Origin of the sequence: Brevundimonas sp. (assembly GCF_027484365.1) — a bacterium.
Taxonomy (GTDB): domain Bacteria; phylum Pseudomonadota; class Alphaproteobacteria; order Caulobacterales; family Caulobacteraceae; genus Brevundimonas.
In genome coordinates this window covers 38,009-55,145 of the sequence record NZ_JAIXTC010000003.1, presented here as the reverse complement: position 1 = coordinate 55,145, position 17,137 = coordinate 38,009, and the positions used below count along the sequence as shown (strand labels likewise).

General features: G+C 69.3%; 15 protein-coding genes. 6 read left to right on the top strand and 9 right to left on the bottom strand.

All coding sequences use genetic code 11. The features are described from left to right. Both murG and Q0044_RS00855 read left to right on the top strand, forming a co-directional pair. Positions 1-1,083: an undecaprenyldiphospho-muramoylpentapeptide beta-N-acetylglucosaminyltransferase gene (gene murG, locus Q0044_RS00860; protein WP_298158349.1), complete on the top strand. Its 1,083-nt coding sequence runs from the start codon at positions 1-3 to the stop codon at positions 1,081-1,083. Beyond that, the gene (locus Q0044_RS00855; RefSeq protein ID WP_366941091.1) at positions 1,080-2,264 is read left to right on the top strand and encodes a mechanosensitive ion channel family protein; all 1,185 of its coding nucleotides are present in this window, start codon (positions 1,080-1,082) and stop codon (positions 2,262-2,264) included. The genes murG and Q0044_RS00855 overlap by 4 nt, the downstream gene beginning before the upstream one ends. Here Q0044_RS00855 and Q0044_RS00850 read toward each other — a convergent pair. Genes Q0044_RS00850 through Q0044_RS00830 form a run of 5 tightly spaced genes read right to left on the bottom strand, consistent with a single transcriptional unit; the run spans position 2,233 to position 7,959 of the window. Then, the gene (locus tag Q0044_RS00850; protein ID WP_298158347.1) at positions 2,233-2,652 is read right to left on the bottom strand and encodes a surface-adhesin E family protein; all 420 of its coding nucleotides are present in this window, start codon (positions 2,650-2,652) and stop codon (positions 2,233-2,235) included. The two genes, Q0044_RS00855 and Q0044_RS00850, sit on opposite strands and share 32 nt — an antisense overlap. Beyond that, positions 2,649-6,086, bottom strand: coding sequence for an AAA family ATPase (locus tag Q0044_RS00845; RefSeq protein ID WP_298158345.1), 3,438 nt, complete (start codon positions 6,084-6,086; stop codon positions 2,649-2,651). The genes Q0044_RS00850 and Q0044_RS00845 overlap by 4 nt, the downstream gene beginning before the upstream one ends. A 7-nt stretch (positions 6,087-6,093) precedes the next feature. Continuing rightward, positions 6,094-6,702 (bottom strand): DsbA family protein, encoded by a 609-nt coding sequence (locus tag Q0044_RS00840; protein WP_298158343.1) that lies wholly within the window; start codon positions 6,700-6,702, stop codon positions 6,094-6,096. Continuing rightward, the gene (locus Q0044_RS00835) at positions 6,699-7,310 is read right to left on the bottom strand and encodes a DsbA family protein (RefSeq protein WP_298158341.1); all 612 of its coding nucleotides are present in this window, start codon (positions 7,308-7,310) and stop codon (positions 6,699-6,701) included. The genes Q0044_RS00840 and Q0044_RS00835 overlap by 4 nt, the downstream gene beginning before the upstream one ends. A gap of 4 nt (positions 7,311-7,314) precedes the next feature. Beyond that, entirely contained in the window at positions 7,315-7,959 is a 645-nt protein-coding gene (locus Q0044_RS00830) for a DsbA family protein (RefSeq protein WP_298158339.1), read from the bottom strand. Positions 7,960-8,170: 211 nt separating this feature from the next. Between Q0044_RS00830 and Q0044_RS00825 the strand changes: the two genes are divergently transcribed. Then, a complete protein-coding gene (locus Q0044_RS00825) occupies positions 8,171-8,686 on the top strand; it encodes a DUF805 domain-containing protein (protein ID WP_298158337.1) in 516 nt (171 codons plus the stop codon). Between the two features lies 1 nt (position 8,687). On the opposite strand, the gene Q0044_RS00820 is transcribed toward Q0044_RS00825, so the two are convergent. Beyond that, positions 8,688-9,248 (bottom strand): DUF721 domain-containing protein, encoded by a 561-nt coding sequence (locus Q0044_RS00820; RefSeq protein WP_298158336.1) that lies wholly within the window; start codon positions 9,246-9,248, stop codon positions 8,688-8,690. Between the two features lie 21 nt (positions 9,249-9,269). Between Q0044_RS00820 and mutY the strand changes: the two genes are divergently transcribed. Beyond that, positions 9,270-10,328 (top strand): A/G-specific adenine glycosylase, encoded by a 1,059-nt coding sequence (mutY, locus tag Q0044_RS00815; protein WP_298158334.1) that lies wholly within the window; start codon positions 9,270-9,272, stop codon positions 10,326-10,328. A gap of 238 nt (positions 10,329-10,566) precedes the next feature. Here the strand turns inward: mutY and Q0044_RS00810 are convergent, their stop codons facing one another. From Q0044_RS00810 to Q0044_RS00800, 3 genes are all read right to left on the bottom strand, one after another. Beyond that, positions 10,567-12,714: an amylo-alpha-1,6-glucosidase gene (locus tag Q0044_RS00810; protein ID WP_298158331.1), complete on the bottom strand. Its 2,148-nt coding sequence runs from the start codon at positions 12,712-12,714 to the stop codon at positions 10,567-10,569. Between the two features lie 78 nt (positions 12,715-12,792). After that, complete coding sequence (locus Q0044_RS00805; protein ID WP_298158329.1) at positions 12,793-13,899, bottom strand: glycosyltransferase family 4 protein; 1,107 nt, start codon at positions 13,897-13,899, stop codon at positions 12,793-12,795. Between the two features lie 179 nt (positions 13,900-14,078). Further along, a complete protein-coding gene (locus Q0044_RS00800) occupies positions 14,079-15,158 on the bottom strand; it encodes a DNA-methyltransferase (RefSeq protein ID WP_524536142.1) in 1,080 nt (359 codons plus the stop codon). Positions 15,159-15,267: 109 nt separating this feature from the next. On the opposite strand from Q0044_RS00800, the gene murC reads away from it, so the two are divergent. Together murC and Q0044_RS00790 are read left to right on the top strand one after the other, a co-directional pair. Further along, positions 15,268-16,689 (top strand): UDP-N-acetylmuramate--L-alanine ligase, encoded by a 1,422-nt coding sequence (gene murC, locus Q0044_RS00795; protein ID WP_298158327.1) that lies wholly within the window; start codon positions 15,268-15,270, stop codon positions 16,687-16,689. Beyond that, positions 16,686-17,117 carry a hypothetical protein gene (locus Q0044_RS00790; protein ID WP_298158326.1) on the top strand — a complete coding sequence of 144 codons (432 nt, stop codon included), beginning with the start codon at positions 16,686-16,688 and terminating at the stop codon, positions 17,115-17,117. The genes murC and Q0044_RS00790 overlap by 4 nt, the downstream gene beginning before the upstream one ends. Positions 17,118-17,137 lie beyond the last annotated feature (20 nt).

Sequence of the window (17,137 nt, the reverse complement as noted above, 5' to 3'; positions counted from 1 at the left end):
ATGTCCAAACTCTGCGTCGTCGCCGCCGGGGGAACCGGCGGCCACATGTTCCCGGCCGAGGCCCTCGCCCGCGAGATGGCCGCGCGCGGCTGGCGCGTGGTCCTCGCCACCGACCACCGCGGCGAACAGTACGCCCATGCCTTCCCGGCCGAGGAACGGCTGGCCCTCGACGCCGCCACGGGCTCCGGCCCGGTCGGCCTGCTCAAGGCCGGGATCGCCATCGTGCGCGGCGTAGGTCAGGCGCAGCAGGCCTTCAAACGCCTCGACGCCCAGGTCGTCGTCGGCTTCGGCGGCTATCCCTCAGCCCCCGCCCTGGTCGCCGCCATCCTGCAAAAGCGGCCGACCCTGATCCACGAACAGAACGCCGTCCTGGGTCGCACCAACCGCGCCCTCGCCCCCCACGTCCGCGCCGTCGCCTCCTCCTTCCCGACCCTCGAACGCGCCAGCCCCGCCGTGAAGGCCCGCGCCCAGGTCGTCGGTGCCCCGGTCCGCGCCGAGATTCGCGCCCTGTTCGACCGCGTCTATGCGGCGCCGGGCGACGGCCCCATCCGCATCCTGGTCACCGGCGGCAGCCAGGGCGCCCGGCTCCTGTCCGAGACCACGCCTCGCGCCCTGGCCACCCTGCCGGACGCGATCAAACGCCGCCTCAAGGTCCAGCAGCAGTCCCGCCCCGAGACCCTGGAAACCTCGCGCCAGATCTATCTCGACGCCGGCATCGAGGCCGAGGTGGCGCCCTTCTTCCGCGACATGGCCTCGCGCCTGTCCGCCGCCCATCTGGTCATCGGCCGCGCCGGTGCCTCGACCTGCGCCGAGTTGGCGGTCGCCGCCATGCCGTCGATCCTGATCCCGCTGAAGATCGCCACCGACGATCACCAGCGCCTCAATGCGAAGCTCCTGACCGACGTCTCCGCCGCCGAGGTGATCCTCGAGGACGACGTCACCGTCGACGCCATGGCCGCCGCGGTCGCGGGCGTCCTCGCCGATCCGGCCCGCCTCACCGCCATGAGCGCGGCCGCCCGCTCGGTCGCCATCCCCGACGCCGCCCGGCGCCTCGCCGATCTGGCCGAGGCCACGGCGGGATGACCGGCGCGGCTCTGCCGCCGGTGGGAACGGAAGACGCGGCTGACACGCTGTTTGCGTCGATGCCCCCCGAAATCACCACCCTGACCCACCAGATCCTGATGCTCTGGCGCCAGTTCTACTGGCTGCCCGAATGGCTGGTCGTGGCCATCGTCGTCGCGGTCTTCGTGGCCGCCGGCTGGCTGGTCCACGCCCTGGTCTTCTCGATCCTGCGCCGCGTGGTGAAGAACCGCGACCTGTTCTGGCGCGGCGTGGTCGAGCGGGCGCGCGAGAAGCTGCGCGTCCTGATCCTCCTGATCGCCATCGGCTTCTCGATCACTGTCTCGCCGCTGGATCCCGAGCCGTCCCAGGCCATCCGGGCCGTCCTGCTGTTCCTGACCATCCTCGTTCTCGGCTGGATCGTGTCGGGCGCGATCGACATGTGGGCCGTCGTCCATCTGCGGAAGTTCAACATGGCGGCCGAGGACAACCTCGTCGCCCGCAAGCACATCACCCAGACTCGCATCCTCCAGCGGGCGGCCGTCATCATGATCGGGATCGTCAGTGTCGCCATGGCCCTGATGACCATCGGCGCCGTCCGCCAATGGGGCGTCTCCCTGCTCGCCTCGGCCGGGGTCGTCGGCATCATCGCCGGTCTGGCGCTCCAGCCCGTGCTGAAGAACCTGTTCGCCGGCATCCAGATCGCGACGGCCCAGCCCATCCGCATCGACGACGCCGTCGTGGTCGAAGGGGAGTGTGGCGTGATCGAGGAGATCACCTCGACCTATGTGGTGGTCAAGCTGTGGGACTGGCGGCGCATGATCCTGCCGCTCAGCTATTTCATCGAAACGCCGTTCCAGAACTGGACGCGCGAGACCTCCCGCCTGATCGGCACGGCCATGCTCTACGTCGACTATGCCGCCCCGATGGACCGGCTCAGGGCCGAGCTCGAGCGGATCTGCAAGGCCTCGCCGCTGTGGGACGGGGACGTGGTCAACCTCCAGGTCACCGACATCACCGACCGCGTCGCCCAGGTCCGCTGCCTCGCCAGCGCCCGCTCGGCCCCCGTCGCCTTCGACCTGCGCTGTGAAATCCGCGAGAAGATGCTGGCCTTCATGCGGGATGAATGCCCCGAGGCCCTGCCGATCGACCGGCTGGCCCATGACGCAGGCGCTAGTCAGCCATCGCCGCCCGGCCGACCCTGACCGCCTCATCCACCGTCGTCGCCACCACGTCCGGCTCCACCATCCCGCACGCCACCGCCAGCAGCTCTGCTGCATCCCCGCCCGGCGCCGCAGGATAGGCCGGCTGCCGCTCCGGCGTGCCCGGTCCCTCGGCTCCGCCGACGGCCACCGAGGCGAAATCCAGCCGATCCGCCGTTCGCGCCTCACAGTCGAACCGCCACCACGACCAGCCGCCCAGATAGCGCGTCGTCCCGACCGTGAAGTCCTCCTCCACCACCTGCAGCGACCGCATCCGCACCCCGTCGGGCTCGCGCCGGATCGTCGCCGCATCCGCGAACACCACGAACCGCCCGACGCCGGTCAGGACCAGGGCATGCGCTTCCGGAGGCGGCAGGTCCGCCTGGATCACGCGACCAGTTTCTCGGCCTGGCTCAGGTCCACGCTGACCAGCTGCGACACGCCGCGCTCGGGCATGGTCACCCCGTACAGCCGGTCCATCCGGCTCATGGTCACCGGGTTGTGGGTGATGACGATGAAGCGGGTGTCGGTGCGGTTCCGCATCTCGTTCAGCATCCGGCAGAAGCGGTCCACATTGGCGTCGTCCAGCGGCGCGTCCACCTCGTCCAGCACGCAGACCGGCGCGGGATTGGCCAGGAAGACCGCAAAGATCAGCGCCGCTGCCGTCAGGGCCTGTTCGCCGCCCGACATCAGGCTCATGACCGACAGTCGCTTGCCGGGCGGGCAGGCGAAGATCTCCAGCCCGGCCTCCAGCGGATCGTCGGACTCGACCAGTTTCAGCTCGGCCTGGCCGCCGCCGAACAGGGCTTCGAACAGGCTCTTGAAATTGTCGTTGATGACGTCGAACGCCGCCACCAGACGTTCCCGCCCCTCGGCGTTCAGCTCGTCGATGCCGTCACGCAGCCTGGCGATGGCGGTGGTCAGGTCGGAGCGCTCCAGCCGCATGGTCTGCAGCCGCTCGCCGTATTCCTCGGCCTCGTCCTCGGCGCGCAGATTGACGGCGCCCAGTTGCTCGCGCTCCCGCTCCAGCCCGTACAGCAGGTTCTCGGCCCCGGCTGCGTCCGGCGGGCGGGCGATGGCGTCGTCGACCAGTTTCTGGCCCAGTTCCTCGGGCGACATCTGGGCCGTCTCGCGGACGTTGTTGTGCGCGTCCAGCAGCCGTTCGACCGCCGCCTCCGACCGCGCCGCCAGCCCGGCCCGGGCCTCACGCGCGCTCGCCGCCGCCGCATCGGCGGCCCGGCTGGCCCGGTCCGCTTCGCCGGCCTCGGCCTCGGCCACAGCCACCGCGTCCGCCGCCGACTTCCGCCGCGTCTCGGCCGAGGTCAGCATGTCCATCAGCTTCGAACGCTGCGCGGCCAGCGCCTCCGGCGCCCGTTCCGCCTGCAGCAGCAGGGCCGCCGTCTTCCCGGCCTCGCCCTCGAGGGCCGTGATGCGGGCCGCAGAGTCCTTCGCCCGGGTCATCCAGCTGTCGCGCTCGCGGGTCAGGGCGTTCAGCCTCTGATCGCGCCCGGCCCGCTCGCGCGCCTCCGCGTCCCGGTCCGCCCGTGCGCCCGCCGCAGCGCCACGCGCCGCATCCGCCGTCGTCCGCGCCGAGGCCAGCTCGGCCTTCAGCCCATCGAGGGTCTCGGACGGCGCATCGGTGGTCAGGGCCTCCGCCAGGGCCGCTTCCGCCGCCTCGTGCTCGACCGTCAGCCGCTCCAGGGTCTCGTCCAGAGCCGTCGCCCGCGCCTCGCGCCGCGCCTGTTCGTTGGCCAGACGCTGCACCGCGTCCCGCGCTGTGGTCACGGCCTTGTCCGCTGCGAAGGGCCGCAGCCGCGCCGCCTTCACCGTCTCTTCGGAGGCCCGGAACGCCTCGGTCGCCGCCTTCAGGGTCCCCTGCGCGGCTTCCAGCGCCGGCTTGCCCGCGTCGATGTCCGCTTCCAGCTCCGCCAGCCGCGTGCGCTGGGCCAGACGCACTGCCGCCGGCCTCGGCGCATCGGCCCGGCTGACGAACCCGTCCCAGCGGTAGAGGTCGCCCTCGCGCGTCACCAGTCGCGCACCGGTCGGCAACGCCTTCGCCAGCCCCGCCGCCTCGGCCTTGGCGGCCACCCCGCACAGGGCCAGACGCGCCGCCAGGGCCGCCGGTGCCGTCACATGATCCGCCAGCGGTTCGACCCCGGCCGGCCACAGCGGGGAGGGCACGTCCGCCCCGCCCCAGTAGGCGGCCGCCCTGGCATCCAGCGCCGCGTCCAGATCGTCGCCGAGTGCCGCCGCCAGAGCGGCCTCGTATCCCTTGTCGGCCCCGACCTGATCCAGCGCCGGCGGATGATCCCGCCGCCCGGAGACCAGCAGGGAGGCCAGCCCCCGCGCCTCGGTCTGCAGCCGACCCAGCCGGTCCTCGGCCGCCCGCGCCGTCGTCCGCGCCTCCTGCTCGGCCCGTGCGCGTTCGGCCCGGTCGGCCTCGGCGGTCTCCACCCCCGCCCGAGCCTCGGTCAGGGCGTCGGTCGCCGTCTCAAGCGCCCCGCGTGCGGCGGCCAGTTCCGGGGTCTCCAAAGGCCCCAGGGCGGCGCGCTCCCGCCTGGCTCCGTCCAGGGCCGCGACCGCCCGAGCCACCCGCGCCTCGGCGTCGCGCTTGCGCGCCGTCTCCGCATTGGCCCGCGCCTCGACCGCCGCCAGCGAGCCGGCCAGCCGTTCGACCTCGGCGTCGGCCGCGCGACGGCCGTCCTCGGCCGCCTCCAAGGCCCGCTCCAGCTCCGGTCCGCGCTCGGGCGCCGCCGCGATCTCGGCGGTCAGAACCTCGAGTTCGGCCCCCAGCCGCGCCAGCTCCGTCTCGGCGTCGCCCGACATGGCGATTTCGCGTTCGGTGTCGTTGGCGATCCGCTGCGCCTCGGCCGTCAGCCGGTCGACCTCGGCCCGCGCCGACTGTTCGGCCATGTCGAGCCGGTCGCGTTCCAGCGAGGCCCGGTGCAGCAGGGCCGCCGCCACCGCGTCTTCCTCCCGCGCCGGCTTGAGACCCTCCTGGGCCGACAGGGCCGCCGTCTGGGCCTTCGCCGCCGCCGCCGTCGCCTCCGCCACCGCCCGGTCCGCCGCGCTCAGCTCCGCCGCCGCCGCCTCCGCCGCCAGCCGCGCATCGTTCCAGCGCACGAACAGCAGGGCCGACTGCAGGGCCCGGATCTCGGCCGAGATCTTCTTGTACTTCTCCGCCTGCCGCGCCTCGCGCTTCAGCCGGCTCAGGGCCGTCTCCAGCTCGCGCCCGATGTCGTCGAGCCGCTCCAGGTTGGCCTCGGCCGCCTTCAGCCTCAGCTCCGCCTCGTGCCGTCGCGTGTGCAGGCCCGCCACGCCGCCGGCCTCTTCCAGAATGCGCCTGCGGTTCTGCGGCTTGGCGGCGATCAGCTCCGAGATCTGTCCCTGACGGACCAGGGCCGGGGAGTTGGCACCTGTCGAGGCGTCGGCGAACAGAAGCTGGACGTCCCGCGCCCGCACCTCCTTGCCGTTGATCCGATAGGTCGATCCCTGACCGCGGTCGATCCGGCGCGACACCTCGATGATGGCGCTGTCGGTGAAGGGCTGGGGCGCCCGGCGCTGGGCGTTGTCGATGGTCAGCTGGACTTCGGCATGGTTGCGCGGCGGCCGGTTCGAGGCCCCGGCGAAGATCACGTCGTCCATGCCCGTGCCGCGCATGGCCTTGGCCGAGTTCGCGCCCATGACCCAGCGCATGGATTCCAGCACGTTCGACTTGCCGCAGCCGTTCGGCCCGACGACGCCCGTCAGGCCGGGCTCGATCTGCACCTCCGCCGGATCGACGAACGACTTGAAGCCGACGAGCCGGAGGCGCTGGAACTGCATGCCTTCGTCAGTGGCGGGGCAGGAGGGGCCGGATCGCGGCGGACAGGCCTTCCAGCGAGCTGTCCGACACGGCTCGGCCGTTGACGAAGAAGCTGGGCGTGCCCTGGACACCGGCGGCCGTGGCGCCGGCGATCTCGGCGCGGATGCCGTTCAGCGTCGCCGGATCGGCCAGACAGGCGTCGATCTGGGCCTGGGTCCGGCCGCTGGCCGCCACGCCGTTGGCGTACCAGGTCGCCACGGGCGCGCCGTCGAAGAGCGCCTGCTGTCCCGTCATGAAGGACGAGGCCACGTCGAAGAACCGGGCCGGAACCGCGCACCGGGCGATGCCGGCGGCGCGGGCCGCGACCTGGGCCGGATTGGTCGGCAGATTGCGGTACACCAGCCGGACCTGACCGGTGTCGATGAAGCGGGCCTTGAAGGCCGGATAGACGGTCGTGTGCCAGTGGGCGCAATGATTGCAGACGAAAGAGGCGTATTCGATCACCGTCACCGGCGCGTCGGCGCGACCCAGAACCCGGTCGGTCGCGCTCACGGCGGGCAGGCCGGCGGCGGTCTGGGCCGAGGCCGACAGCGGCGCCGCGACCAGGGCGAGGATCAGGAACAGCGAACGGATCATTTGGCCAGCTCAGCTTCGATGGCGGGACCCAGGTCGGCCATGACCGCCCCCTCGCCACCGGGCGAGGAGACCTGTTTGCCGTTGACGAAGAAGGTCGGGGTGTTGATCACGCCCGCGTCCGTCGCGGCCTTCACCCGGGCCTCGAGCGCGGCGATGGCTTCCGGATTGGTGACGCAGGCGGTGAATTCAGTCTCGTCGATGCCCACGCCGCCGGCGATCCGGATCAGGCTGTCGCGCGGGTTGGTCCCCGTGCGCCATTCCGTCTGGCTTTCCATGATGGCGTGGATCACGTCGAAATACTTGTCCGGTCCGGCGCAGCGGGCCAGCAGGAAGCCGGCCGCCGCGACCTCGGCCGGCGGCGTCGGCAGTTCGCGGAAGACGTAGCGGACCTTGTTGGTGTCGACATAGGCGGCCTTGAACGCGGGCCAGGTGTTCGCCTGCCACAGGGCGCAGTGGGGGCAGGTCGGCGAGGCGTATTCGACCACGGTCACCTTGGCGCCTTCGGGCGCGCCCAGGGCCATGTCGCCGTCGACGACGGCCTTCGACCCGCCGCAGGCGGCCAGGGTCAGGGCGGTCACGGCCAGGATCAGATTGCGGAACAGGGTCATGGTCTCAGCTTTCAGCCAGGGCGGCGTCGATCTTTTCGGACAGGCTCGCCAGCGAACTGTCGGCGACCTTTTCACCGTTGACCATGAAGGTCGGCGTGCCCTGCACCCCGGCGTCGATGCCGGCCTTGATGCGGGCGTCCATCGCCTTGATCGCGTCGGGGTCGGTGACGCAGGTCTGGAACTGCTCCTCGGTCAGGCCGGCGCCGTTGGCGATGCGAAGCAGGACCGTGCGCGGCGGCACCCCGCCGAAGATCTCGCGCTGGCTGGCCATGATCTCGTGGATCACCGGGAAATATTTGTCCGGACCGGCGCAGCGCGCCATCAGGAAGCCGGCGATGGCGACCGGGGCGGGGTCGGTCGGGAACTCGCGGAAGACGTAGCGGATCTTGTTGGTGTCGATGTATTTGGCCTTGAACTCCGGATAGACCTGTTCCTGCCAGGCGGCGCAGTGGCCGCAGGTGACCGAGGCGTATTCCACGACCGTGACCTTGGCCCCCTCGGCGGCGCCCAGGGCCATGTCGCCCTCGGCCGCGGCGCCGGACGAGCTGCCGGAACAGGCCGCCAGCATCGTCATCGCCGCCAGGGCGGCTCCGGTGACTGCCGCGCGGCGGCTCATCGAGGCGTATTTGAACGGGCCGCTGGCGCGCATGGCGTCTTCCTCTGGACTCAAGCTCTGGATGATCGCGCGATTCCCCGGGACGCGCGCGATGTCCCTTGTTGTCGAGAACAGGTGCGGCGAAGTTTTGTCAACCGACCGTGCCTGACGAACGGCGGGTGACGTGCATTCCATACCGCCTTTACGACCCTAAGTTCATCTGCGATGGATGGGTTACCGGTTTGGCTGATCGTAGGGGTGTGCTTTGGAATTTCAGGAAGCAGTAAAAACAGGACTTCAAAAGTATGTCGTGTTTGAAGGTCGCGCTTCACGATCCGAGTTCTGGTACTTCACTTTGGCTGCATTCTGCGCCTACGTCGTCTCCTCGATCCTTGATTCACTTTTGTTCGGGTCGTCGATTGGTTTGCTATACACTGTAACAGTGCTAGGCCTTATTCTTCCGTCACTGGCCGTCCAAGTCCGTCGCCTCCACGACACCGGCCGATCAGGATGGTGGGTCTTGATCGTACTCGTGCCTCTCGTCGGAGCCATCCTTCTGATCGTTTGGTTCTGTCAGGAGGGAAAATCGGAAGACAACCCTTACGGCGTTGTCTCGAGCGGGCCGAATTCTTCTGAGCCGCTGTTTAAATTCTCTGCTTCAAATGGAGCGCGGACCAGTGATCTCGAGCGGCTTGAGAAGCTTCACGCGCTCCATTCTAGTGGCGCGCTGACTGAAGATGAGTTCGCGGCGGAGAAAGCAAAGATACTCTCGTCCAGATAGCCTACCGCCGCCGTCCCTTCGCCTGATCCGACAGCACCGCCCGCCCCAGGTTCGCCAGGGCGGCCTTCAGCCCGTCCGGCGCGGCCTCGACCGATTTCGCCAGTTCGGCCTCCGCCGCCGCGTCCAGCGGGTCGATCCGGCGGCGCGCGCCCTTGGTCGAGGCGGCGATCTGCGCCAGGGGCTTCACCGGCCCCTGGGCGATGCGCAGCTTGTCCACCGCGCCCGGGCCGAGGAACAGGTTCACCCGCGCCAGGATGTCGGCCGACTGGTGCTGGACCAGCAGGGCCGCCGGGCCCGCGACGCGCAGCTCCAGCGTCCCGCCGGTTCCCGCACGTCCCTTGGTCAGCTTCTGTGGGCGGGTGACGCGGGCCAGCTGGTCGCCGACGATTTCGCGCCAGCGCGGCTCCAGGGCACCCGCGCCGCGCCCGAACTTCTCGTCCAGTTCGCGGATCAGGGGGGCCAGGGCCCGACCGGCCGGAGGCGCCGGCCGCGGCATGGGCCGGGTCCGTCGCCGCGAAAGGATTTCGCGGGTTTCAGCGTCTGTGGGCAGATCGCGCGCCATGGCGTCTATATAGCGCGACCGATGACCGCCGTCCTGCAAGACAGATCCGAACTCCGCGCCGCCCTTCTGGCCTGGTACGACGCCCATGCGCGGACCCTGCCGTGGCGCAGCCCCCCGGGCGCCCCCGAACGCACCGACCCCTACCGCGTCTGGCTGTCCGAGGTGATGCTGCAGCAGACCACCGTCCCCCACGCGACCCCCTATTTCGAGCGGTTCACCGCGCGCTGGCCGACCGTCAGCGACCTCGCGGCGGCGGCGGATTCAGACCTGATGGCCGCCTGGGCCGGCCTCGGCTACTACGCCCGGGCCCGCAACCTGCTGGCCTGCGCCCGCGCCGTCGCGAATGAGCATGGCGGCGTCTTCCCCGACACCGAGGCCGCGCTTCTGGCCCTGCCGGGGGTGGGCGCCTATACCGCCGCCGCCGTCGCGGCCATCGCCTTCGACCGGCCCGCCAATGTCGTGGACGGCAATGTCGAGCGCGTCGTCGCCCGGCTGTTCGCCGTCGAGACGCCGGTCCCCGCCGCCCGGCCCGAGCTGAAACGTCTCGCCGCGACCCTCGTCGCCGACAGCCGCCCCGGGGATTGGGCCCAGGCCCTGATGGACCTCGGCTCCCGCATCTGCCGCCCGAAGTCGCCCCTGTGCCTGATGTGCCCCATTGTGGCCTTCTGCGCCGGCCGCGCGACCGGCGAGCCCGAACGCTTTCCGGTCAAGGCGAAGAAGGCCGCCCGCCCGCATCGTCAGGGCGTCGCCTGGGTCCTCCGCGACGGTCAGGGCCGCGTCGCCCTCGTCCGTCGCCCGGACAAGGGTCTCCTCGGCGGCATGGTCGGCCTGCCCACCGGCGACTGGACCGAAGCGGCCCCCGACGCCGTTCCGCCCGTCGTCGCGGACCGGCCCGCTCCGATCTGGAAAGAGGCCGGAGCCGTCGAACACGTCTTCACCCACTTCTCCCTGACCCTGACGGTGCGCGTGGCGGAGGGGCAGGGCGACTTCCTGTGGATGGCGGAGGCCGAAGCGCTGGAGGCCCTGCCGACGGTCTTCCGCAAGGCGCTTGAGCGAGCCCTGGCGATGACCGCATCCTGATGTGGAATTTATTCCACGCCCGATCTTGAGATCCCCGGGCGCGCCACCCACGTCCCCGGCGGGTCTTTGACAACCGATCAGGCAGGCTGCGTGGAGCGACTCCGCTGGCTCTGTAGACGCGCGTTTTGAGTCTCGAAGGACGGATGGGACTCAGTGGACTACCTGGACTCTGAATTTCCGGAGTCCACCCATCCACCCTGCACCCCGGCCATCGCCGGGTGCGCCGGGTGGAGGAAGGCTATCGTGTCGTCACGACCCTGACCTCACCGATCCGGTTCCTCGGCACGACCACCACCTGGTCGCCCAGCCGCTCGAAGGCCAGGTCGACCGTGGCGTCGCCCACCTGAAGCCGGCTGACGGTCAGGCGCTCGATCCCGGCGGGCAGGGCGGGGGCGTCCACGGTCACCGTCTTCGTCAGGGCGTCGATCGACACCCCCAGCGACGCCTGCAGCATCAGGAAGACCGACCCCGCCGCCCAGGCCTGGGGCAGACAGGCGACCGGATAGGCGATCGGCCCCTCGCCCGGATGGCGCTCGAAGCCGCAGAACAGTTCGGGCAGCCGCATCTGGAAATGGCTGGCGGCGGCGTAGATCTCGCCCAGGATCATCCCGACCGCATCCCGCTCGCCGTAGCGGGCCATGCCCGCGACGCCCAGGGAGGTGTCGTGCGGCCAGACCGAGCCGTTGTGGTAGCTCATCGGATTGAACCGGGCCTGACCCCGGGCCAGGGTCCGCAGGCCCCAGCCGGAGCGGAACTCGGCCCCCAGCAGCCGCTTGGTTACGGCCGCAGCCCGCGCCGGCGACGGCAGGCCGGTGAACAGCAGGTGGCCGGCGTTGGAGCCTATGGCCTCGCAGGGGTTACCGTCGCCGTCCAGGGCGATGGCGTAGAACGACTGGTCCTCCATCCAGAACCGGTCCTCGACCAGCAGCCGGACCTCATCGGCCCGGTTGTCCCAGGCCAAGGCCCGCCCGTCTCCGACCAGGGCGCCCAGATCGGCCATCGCCCGCCAGGCGGCGAAGGCGTAGCCCTGAACCTCCAGCAGGGCGATCGGCCCTTTCGGGAACCGCCCGTCGGCGTGGAAGATGGAGTCCTCGGAATCTTTCCAGCCCTGGTTCGACAGCCCCGTCCCGGCGGCGCGCTGATAGTCGATCAGCCCGTCGCCGTTGCTGTCGCCATAGTCCCGCATCCATTCGGTCGCCGCGATCAGATTGGGCCAGAGTTCCCTGATCAGGTCGATGTCCCCGGTCCTGCGGAAATACGCTCCGGCCAGGGCCACGAACAGGCAGGTGGTGTCGACCCCGCCGTAGTAGAGGCCGAAGGGAACCTCGCCCAGGCCACTCATCTCGCCGCCCCGGGTCTCGTGCATGATCTTGCCCGGCTGGGCGTCCTGGAAGGCCGAGACCTCGGTCGCCTGACGCTTGGCCAGATAGGTCAGGACGCCCCGGGCCAGCGACGGATCGAGCCACAGCATCTGCCAGGCCGAGATGATCCCGTCCCGCCCGAACGGCGTCGAGAACCAGGGCGTCCCGGCATAGGGATAGGGACCGGTCGGCAGGTCGGTGGTCAACAGGGCGATGTCGGCCCGCGACTGGTCCAGCCACTGGTTGAAGCGCGGGCTTCGCGGCCCCCTCAGCGAGGCCCCGCGCCGCCGCCTGCGCCGCATGGCCAGCCGGGCCTGCACCGCGTTCTCGCGCCACCGCCGGGGATCGGGCGTCGAACAGGCCTCGGGCCCGCACTCGATATAGAGGTCGAGGGCCTTGCCCATCGGCAGGCTGAACATGAACTCGGCCCGCGAGCCCGTCAGCCGCGCCGGCGGCTCCGAGAAGGACAGGCAACTGGTCCGCACGACCGCGTCCAGCCCGGTGTAGCGGAAGGTGACCCGCCGTCCGTCCGTCGTCGGAGCTTCGCCTGTCCCGCGCGTCTCCCGCAGCGTGCCACGGACCTGAAAGATGTCGGCGAAGTCCGCCCCGAACTCGAACGCCAGCGGCGCCAGGACGTCCTCGATCCCGTGGTTGACCATCCGCACACGCTCGAACATCCGCCGGGCCCAGACGAAACGGCGCCGCTCGATGTGCAGCACCCCCGCCGGCGCCGACCGGCCGCCCATCGGAGGCAGGGGCCGGTTGGTTGTGTGGGCGGTGAAGAAGACGTTGTCCCGCGACACGCTCGAGCTCAGCCGCGACGGCCGCGCCAGACCCACGGTCATCACGAACCGCGACAGGATCCGCGTGTCGTGGTGGAACAGGCCGTCAGCCCCGCCCTTCAGGTCGCCCCAGTTGTCCGCAACCAGGAAGGTGTCGGCGTCCTTGAGTGCCTGGAGCGTATCCAGCCCGCCGGTCTCCGCGCTGTCCACGGCCGTCTGTTGAACCGAGTAGCCGTCGTCCATGAAACCTCGCTGGCGCTGTCGCCCGTCACCAGACTGGTATGCGAATGCGAGATCAAAATGGCCGGGGCGCGATTAGGTTCAGGCGGAAACGGCGAAGGTTCGCTCTTCGTGCAGAGGAACCACGACGTCAGGGAGGATCATCTCGGCATAGGGCTTCTTCGCCAGCAGGTCGCCATAGACGTCGAGATAGCGCCGGGCCATCGCCGTGGCGGAGAACCTCAGCTCGAACCGTGCGCGCACGGCCTCGCGATCCAGCAGCGCGGCCCGGTCAGCGGCAGCGACGGCCTGTTCCAGGGTATCGACCAGGAAGCCCGTCGCCCCGTCCTCGATGACCTCCGTCGTCGAGCCGCAGCGGAAGGCCACCACCGGCGTGCCGCAGGCCATGGCCTCGATCATCACCAGGCCGAAGGGCTCCGGCCAGTCGATCGGGAACAGCAGCGCCTCGGCCCCGCCGAGGAACTCGGACTTCTGGTGGTCGCCGATCTCGCCGATGAACTCGATCAGCGGGTTGCCGTCGATCAGCGGTTTGATCTTCGTCTCGAAATAGATCTTGTCTGCCGCATCGACCTTGGCCGCCATCTTCAGCGGCCTGCCCAGTCGGGTGGCGATCTCAATGGCCCGGTCGGGGCGCTTCTCGGGCGAGATGCGGCCGAGGAAGGCGAGGTAACCCTTGGCCTTCGGCGAAAAGACATACTGCTCGGCCGGCATGCCGTGGTGCACGGTCGCCTTCCAGTTCGCGAAGGCCAGGGGGCGGCGCTGATCGTCCGAGATCGAGACCAGGCCGAACTCCGGCCAGCGCTCATAGACCTCGGGCAGGTCCTTCATGTCGAGCCGACCGTGGAGGGTCGTCAGCGTCTTGTTGGCGATCCGTTCGAAGAACGGGAAATGGATCATGTCGGTGTGGAAGTGGATGACGTCGAAGTCGTCCGCGCGCCGCAGAACCTCCGACAGCATGCTCATGTGGGCCGCGAGATCGGACTTGAGCGGCGACGGATCCAGGCGGATCGCCTGGTCGCGCACCGGGATCAGCCGGGCCCTGGTCCGGGCCTCGGCGGAGGCGAACAGGGTCACGTCATGCCCCAGATCGACGAGCGCGTCAGTCAGGTGGGCGACCACCCGTTCGGTTCCCCCGTACAGTTTGGGAGGAACCGCCTCGTACAGCGGGGTGACCTGCGCGATCTTCATGACGGGTTTGCTCCGACCCGCTCAGCCGGGCCGTAGACATCAATGATATCGCAACCGCGAAGTTCCCGAACCTAACGGCGAATTTCAGTAATGATTGCGGTGCGTTACACGCGGCGCAGAGACCGCTTTCCGACACGAGCGCGGGCGGTTCGTCGAATGAAGGACCGGTCGGGGCGGCCCTATTGCATGCCCGCCCGCACCTCGGCGCGCAGGGCGTCGATGGAGCGAAGCCCCGTGTCGGTGCGGAAGCGCCAGTAGGTCCAGCCGTTACAGGCGGGCGCGTTCTCGAACAGGGCGCCCAGCTTGTGGATGGAACCCGTCATCGCGCCCGACACCAGCGACCCGTCGGCTCGCACCCGCGCCTCGCGCTCCCCCTTGGGGCAGTAGAGGACATCGCCCGGCGACAGCAGGCCGGCCTCGACCAGGGCGCCGAAGGGAACCTTGACCTCGGCGCGCTTGGAGCCGGTCACGACAAGGTCCTCGGGTTTCGCCGGTATGACCGCCTGGATCCGCGTCTCGGCGACCTTGGCGTATTCGGGATCGCGCTCGATGCCGATGAAGTGGCGGCCCAGGCGCTTGGCGGCGGCACCCGTCGTTCCGGTGCCGAAGAAGGGATCCAGGATCACGTCGCCCGGCCGTGTCGCGGCCAGGATCACCCGGTGCAGCAGGGCCTCGGGCTTCTGGGTCGGATGGGCCTTCTTGCCGTCCTCGCCCTTGATCCGCTCCTCGCCGGTGCACAGGGCGAAGGTCCAGTCGGACCGCATCTGGGTGTCTTCGTTGAAGGCCTTCAGGGCGTCGTAGTTGAAGGTGTAACGCTTCTGCTCCCGGCTTTTGGCGGCCCAGATCAGGGTCTCGTGAGCGTTGGTGAAACGGGTGCCCTTGAAGTTCGGCATCGGGTTGGTCTTGCGCCACACGATGTCGTTCAGCACCCAGTAGCCCAGGTCCTGGATCGCCGCGCCCAGCCGGAAGATGTTGTGATAGCTGCCGATCACCCAGATCGAGCCCTCGTCCTTCAGGACGCGACGGCATTGCTTCAGCCAATCGCGGCAGAAGGCGTCATAGGCGGCGAAACTGTCGAACTTGTCCCAGTCGTCGTCGACGGCGTCGACTTTCGAATTGTCCGGCCGCAGCAGGTCGCCGCCCAGCTGGAGATTATAGGGCGGGTCGGCGAAGACCATGTCCACCGACTTGTCGGGCAGGGACCGCAGAATCTCGATGCAGTCGCCCCGGTGGATAATGTCGGTCTTCAGATCGGTCACGGATACGCCCCGGGGAGAGTGGAGGCTGAACAGTGAATCCTTACAGTTAAGGGGGAGTTGATTCCCTAGCCCTCGTGCATTCACGAAAAGCCCTCGCTATGACGCTCGGATGATCGCTCGCCTTCGCCCCGTTCCGTTCGACCTCGGTCCTGTTCATTTCGTCGGCATCGGCGGCATCGGCATGAGCGGGATCGCCGAGATCATGCTCAAGATCGGCTATTCGGTTCAGGGATCGGACGCCAAGTCCTCGGCCAATACCGAGCGTCTCGCGGCCCTCGGCGCGAAGATTTTCATTGGCCATGACGCGGCCCATGTCGGCGACGGCGTTGCAGCCGTGGTCTATTCGACGGCGGTCAAGGCGACGAACCCGGAAATGATGATCGCGCGCGAGCGCCGCATTCCGCTGGTGCGCCGGGCCGAGATGCTGGCCGAGCTGATGCGGCTGCAGTTCTCGATCGCGGTCGGCGGCACCCACGGCAAGACGACGACGACCTCGATGGTCGCGGCCCTGCTGGACGCGGCGGGGCTTGATCCGACGGTGGTCAACGGCGGGATCATCAACGCCTACGGCACCAACGCCAAGGTCGGCGACGGCGACTGGATCGTGGTCGAGGCGGACGAGTCCGACGGCAGCTTCCTGCGCCTCAAGTCCACGGTCGCCATCGTCACCAACATCGACCCGGAGCACCTCGACCACTACGGCGACTTCGACGCGGTGCGTAAGGCGTTCGTGGATTTCGTCGAGAACATCCCCTTCTACGGCTTCGCGGCGGTCTGTCTGGACCATCCGGAGGTTCAGAAGCTGGTGGCCCAGATCGATAACCGCCGGATCGTGACCTACGGCATGAACCCGCAGGCGATGGTTCGGGCCGACAACTGCGACATGAGCCCGGACGGAGCCCGGTTCGACGTGGTCATCCAGGATCGCGGCGGTGCCGAGCCCGTCCGTATCACCGGCCTGCACCTGCCCATGGCCGGCTGGCACAATGTCGCCAACGCCCTGGCCGCCATCGCCGTGGCCCGCGAGCTCGACGTCTCGGATGACGCGATCCGGACAGGTCTGGCGAGTTTCGCCGGTGTGAAGCGCCGCTTCACCACCACGGGCGTGGTCAACGGCGTGCGGATCGTCGACGACTACGGCCACCACCCGGTGGAGATCGCCGCCGTGCTGAAAGCGGCGCGTCAGGTCGCCGAGGGGCGAGTGATCGCCGTGGTCCAGCCGCACCGGTTCACCCGGCTGCGCGACCTGATGGACGAGTTCTCGACCAGCTTCTCGGACGCCGACAGCGTCATCGTCGCCGACGTCTACGCGGCGGGCGAGGCCCCGATCGAGGGCGTGGACAAACAGGCCCTGGTCGACGGCATCCGTCGCTACGGCCACCTGCGGGTCTCGGCGCTCGAGAACGCCGCCGTCCTGCCCCGCGTCATCGCCGAGGAAGCCAAGGCGGGCGATGTCGTCGTCCTGCTCGGCGCCGGCGACATCACCGCCTGGGCCTACGCCCTGCCGGCACAGCTGGAGGCGCTGGGGTGAGCGAAGCGTCGGCTATCGAAGTCGAGGCTGCTCTTTCCGCAGTCAGCCGCGTGCCAGAGGACGACCTCTTGGTCCAGGAACAGGGGTCAGGTCGACTCCAGCTGGAATATTTCCGGGAACTCTATCCTGCGCTCATCGAGTATCGAGGGGGGCTGTTTGTCGAAGCGGCTTTCGACCAAGCCACGGTCGATGACATCATCACCCATTCCGGTGATGCAGAGCCCATCATCACAGCGCAGAAGCACGTCAACTCATTGGGCTTGGATTGGGTCGGAGACGCCTTTGACCCAGTTCTTGCGCGAGCAATCGGCGAGGGTATCGCCTTCGCCTGGGTGCACTGGATAAGGGACCGGTTTGGGCGAGAGATCAGAACCGGGATTGATATCGACGAGATTTCAGGGGTGGTCTGGTTTAGGGCCGCCCTTTGACGATGGATCAGGAGACCGGC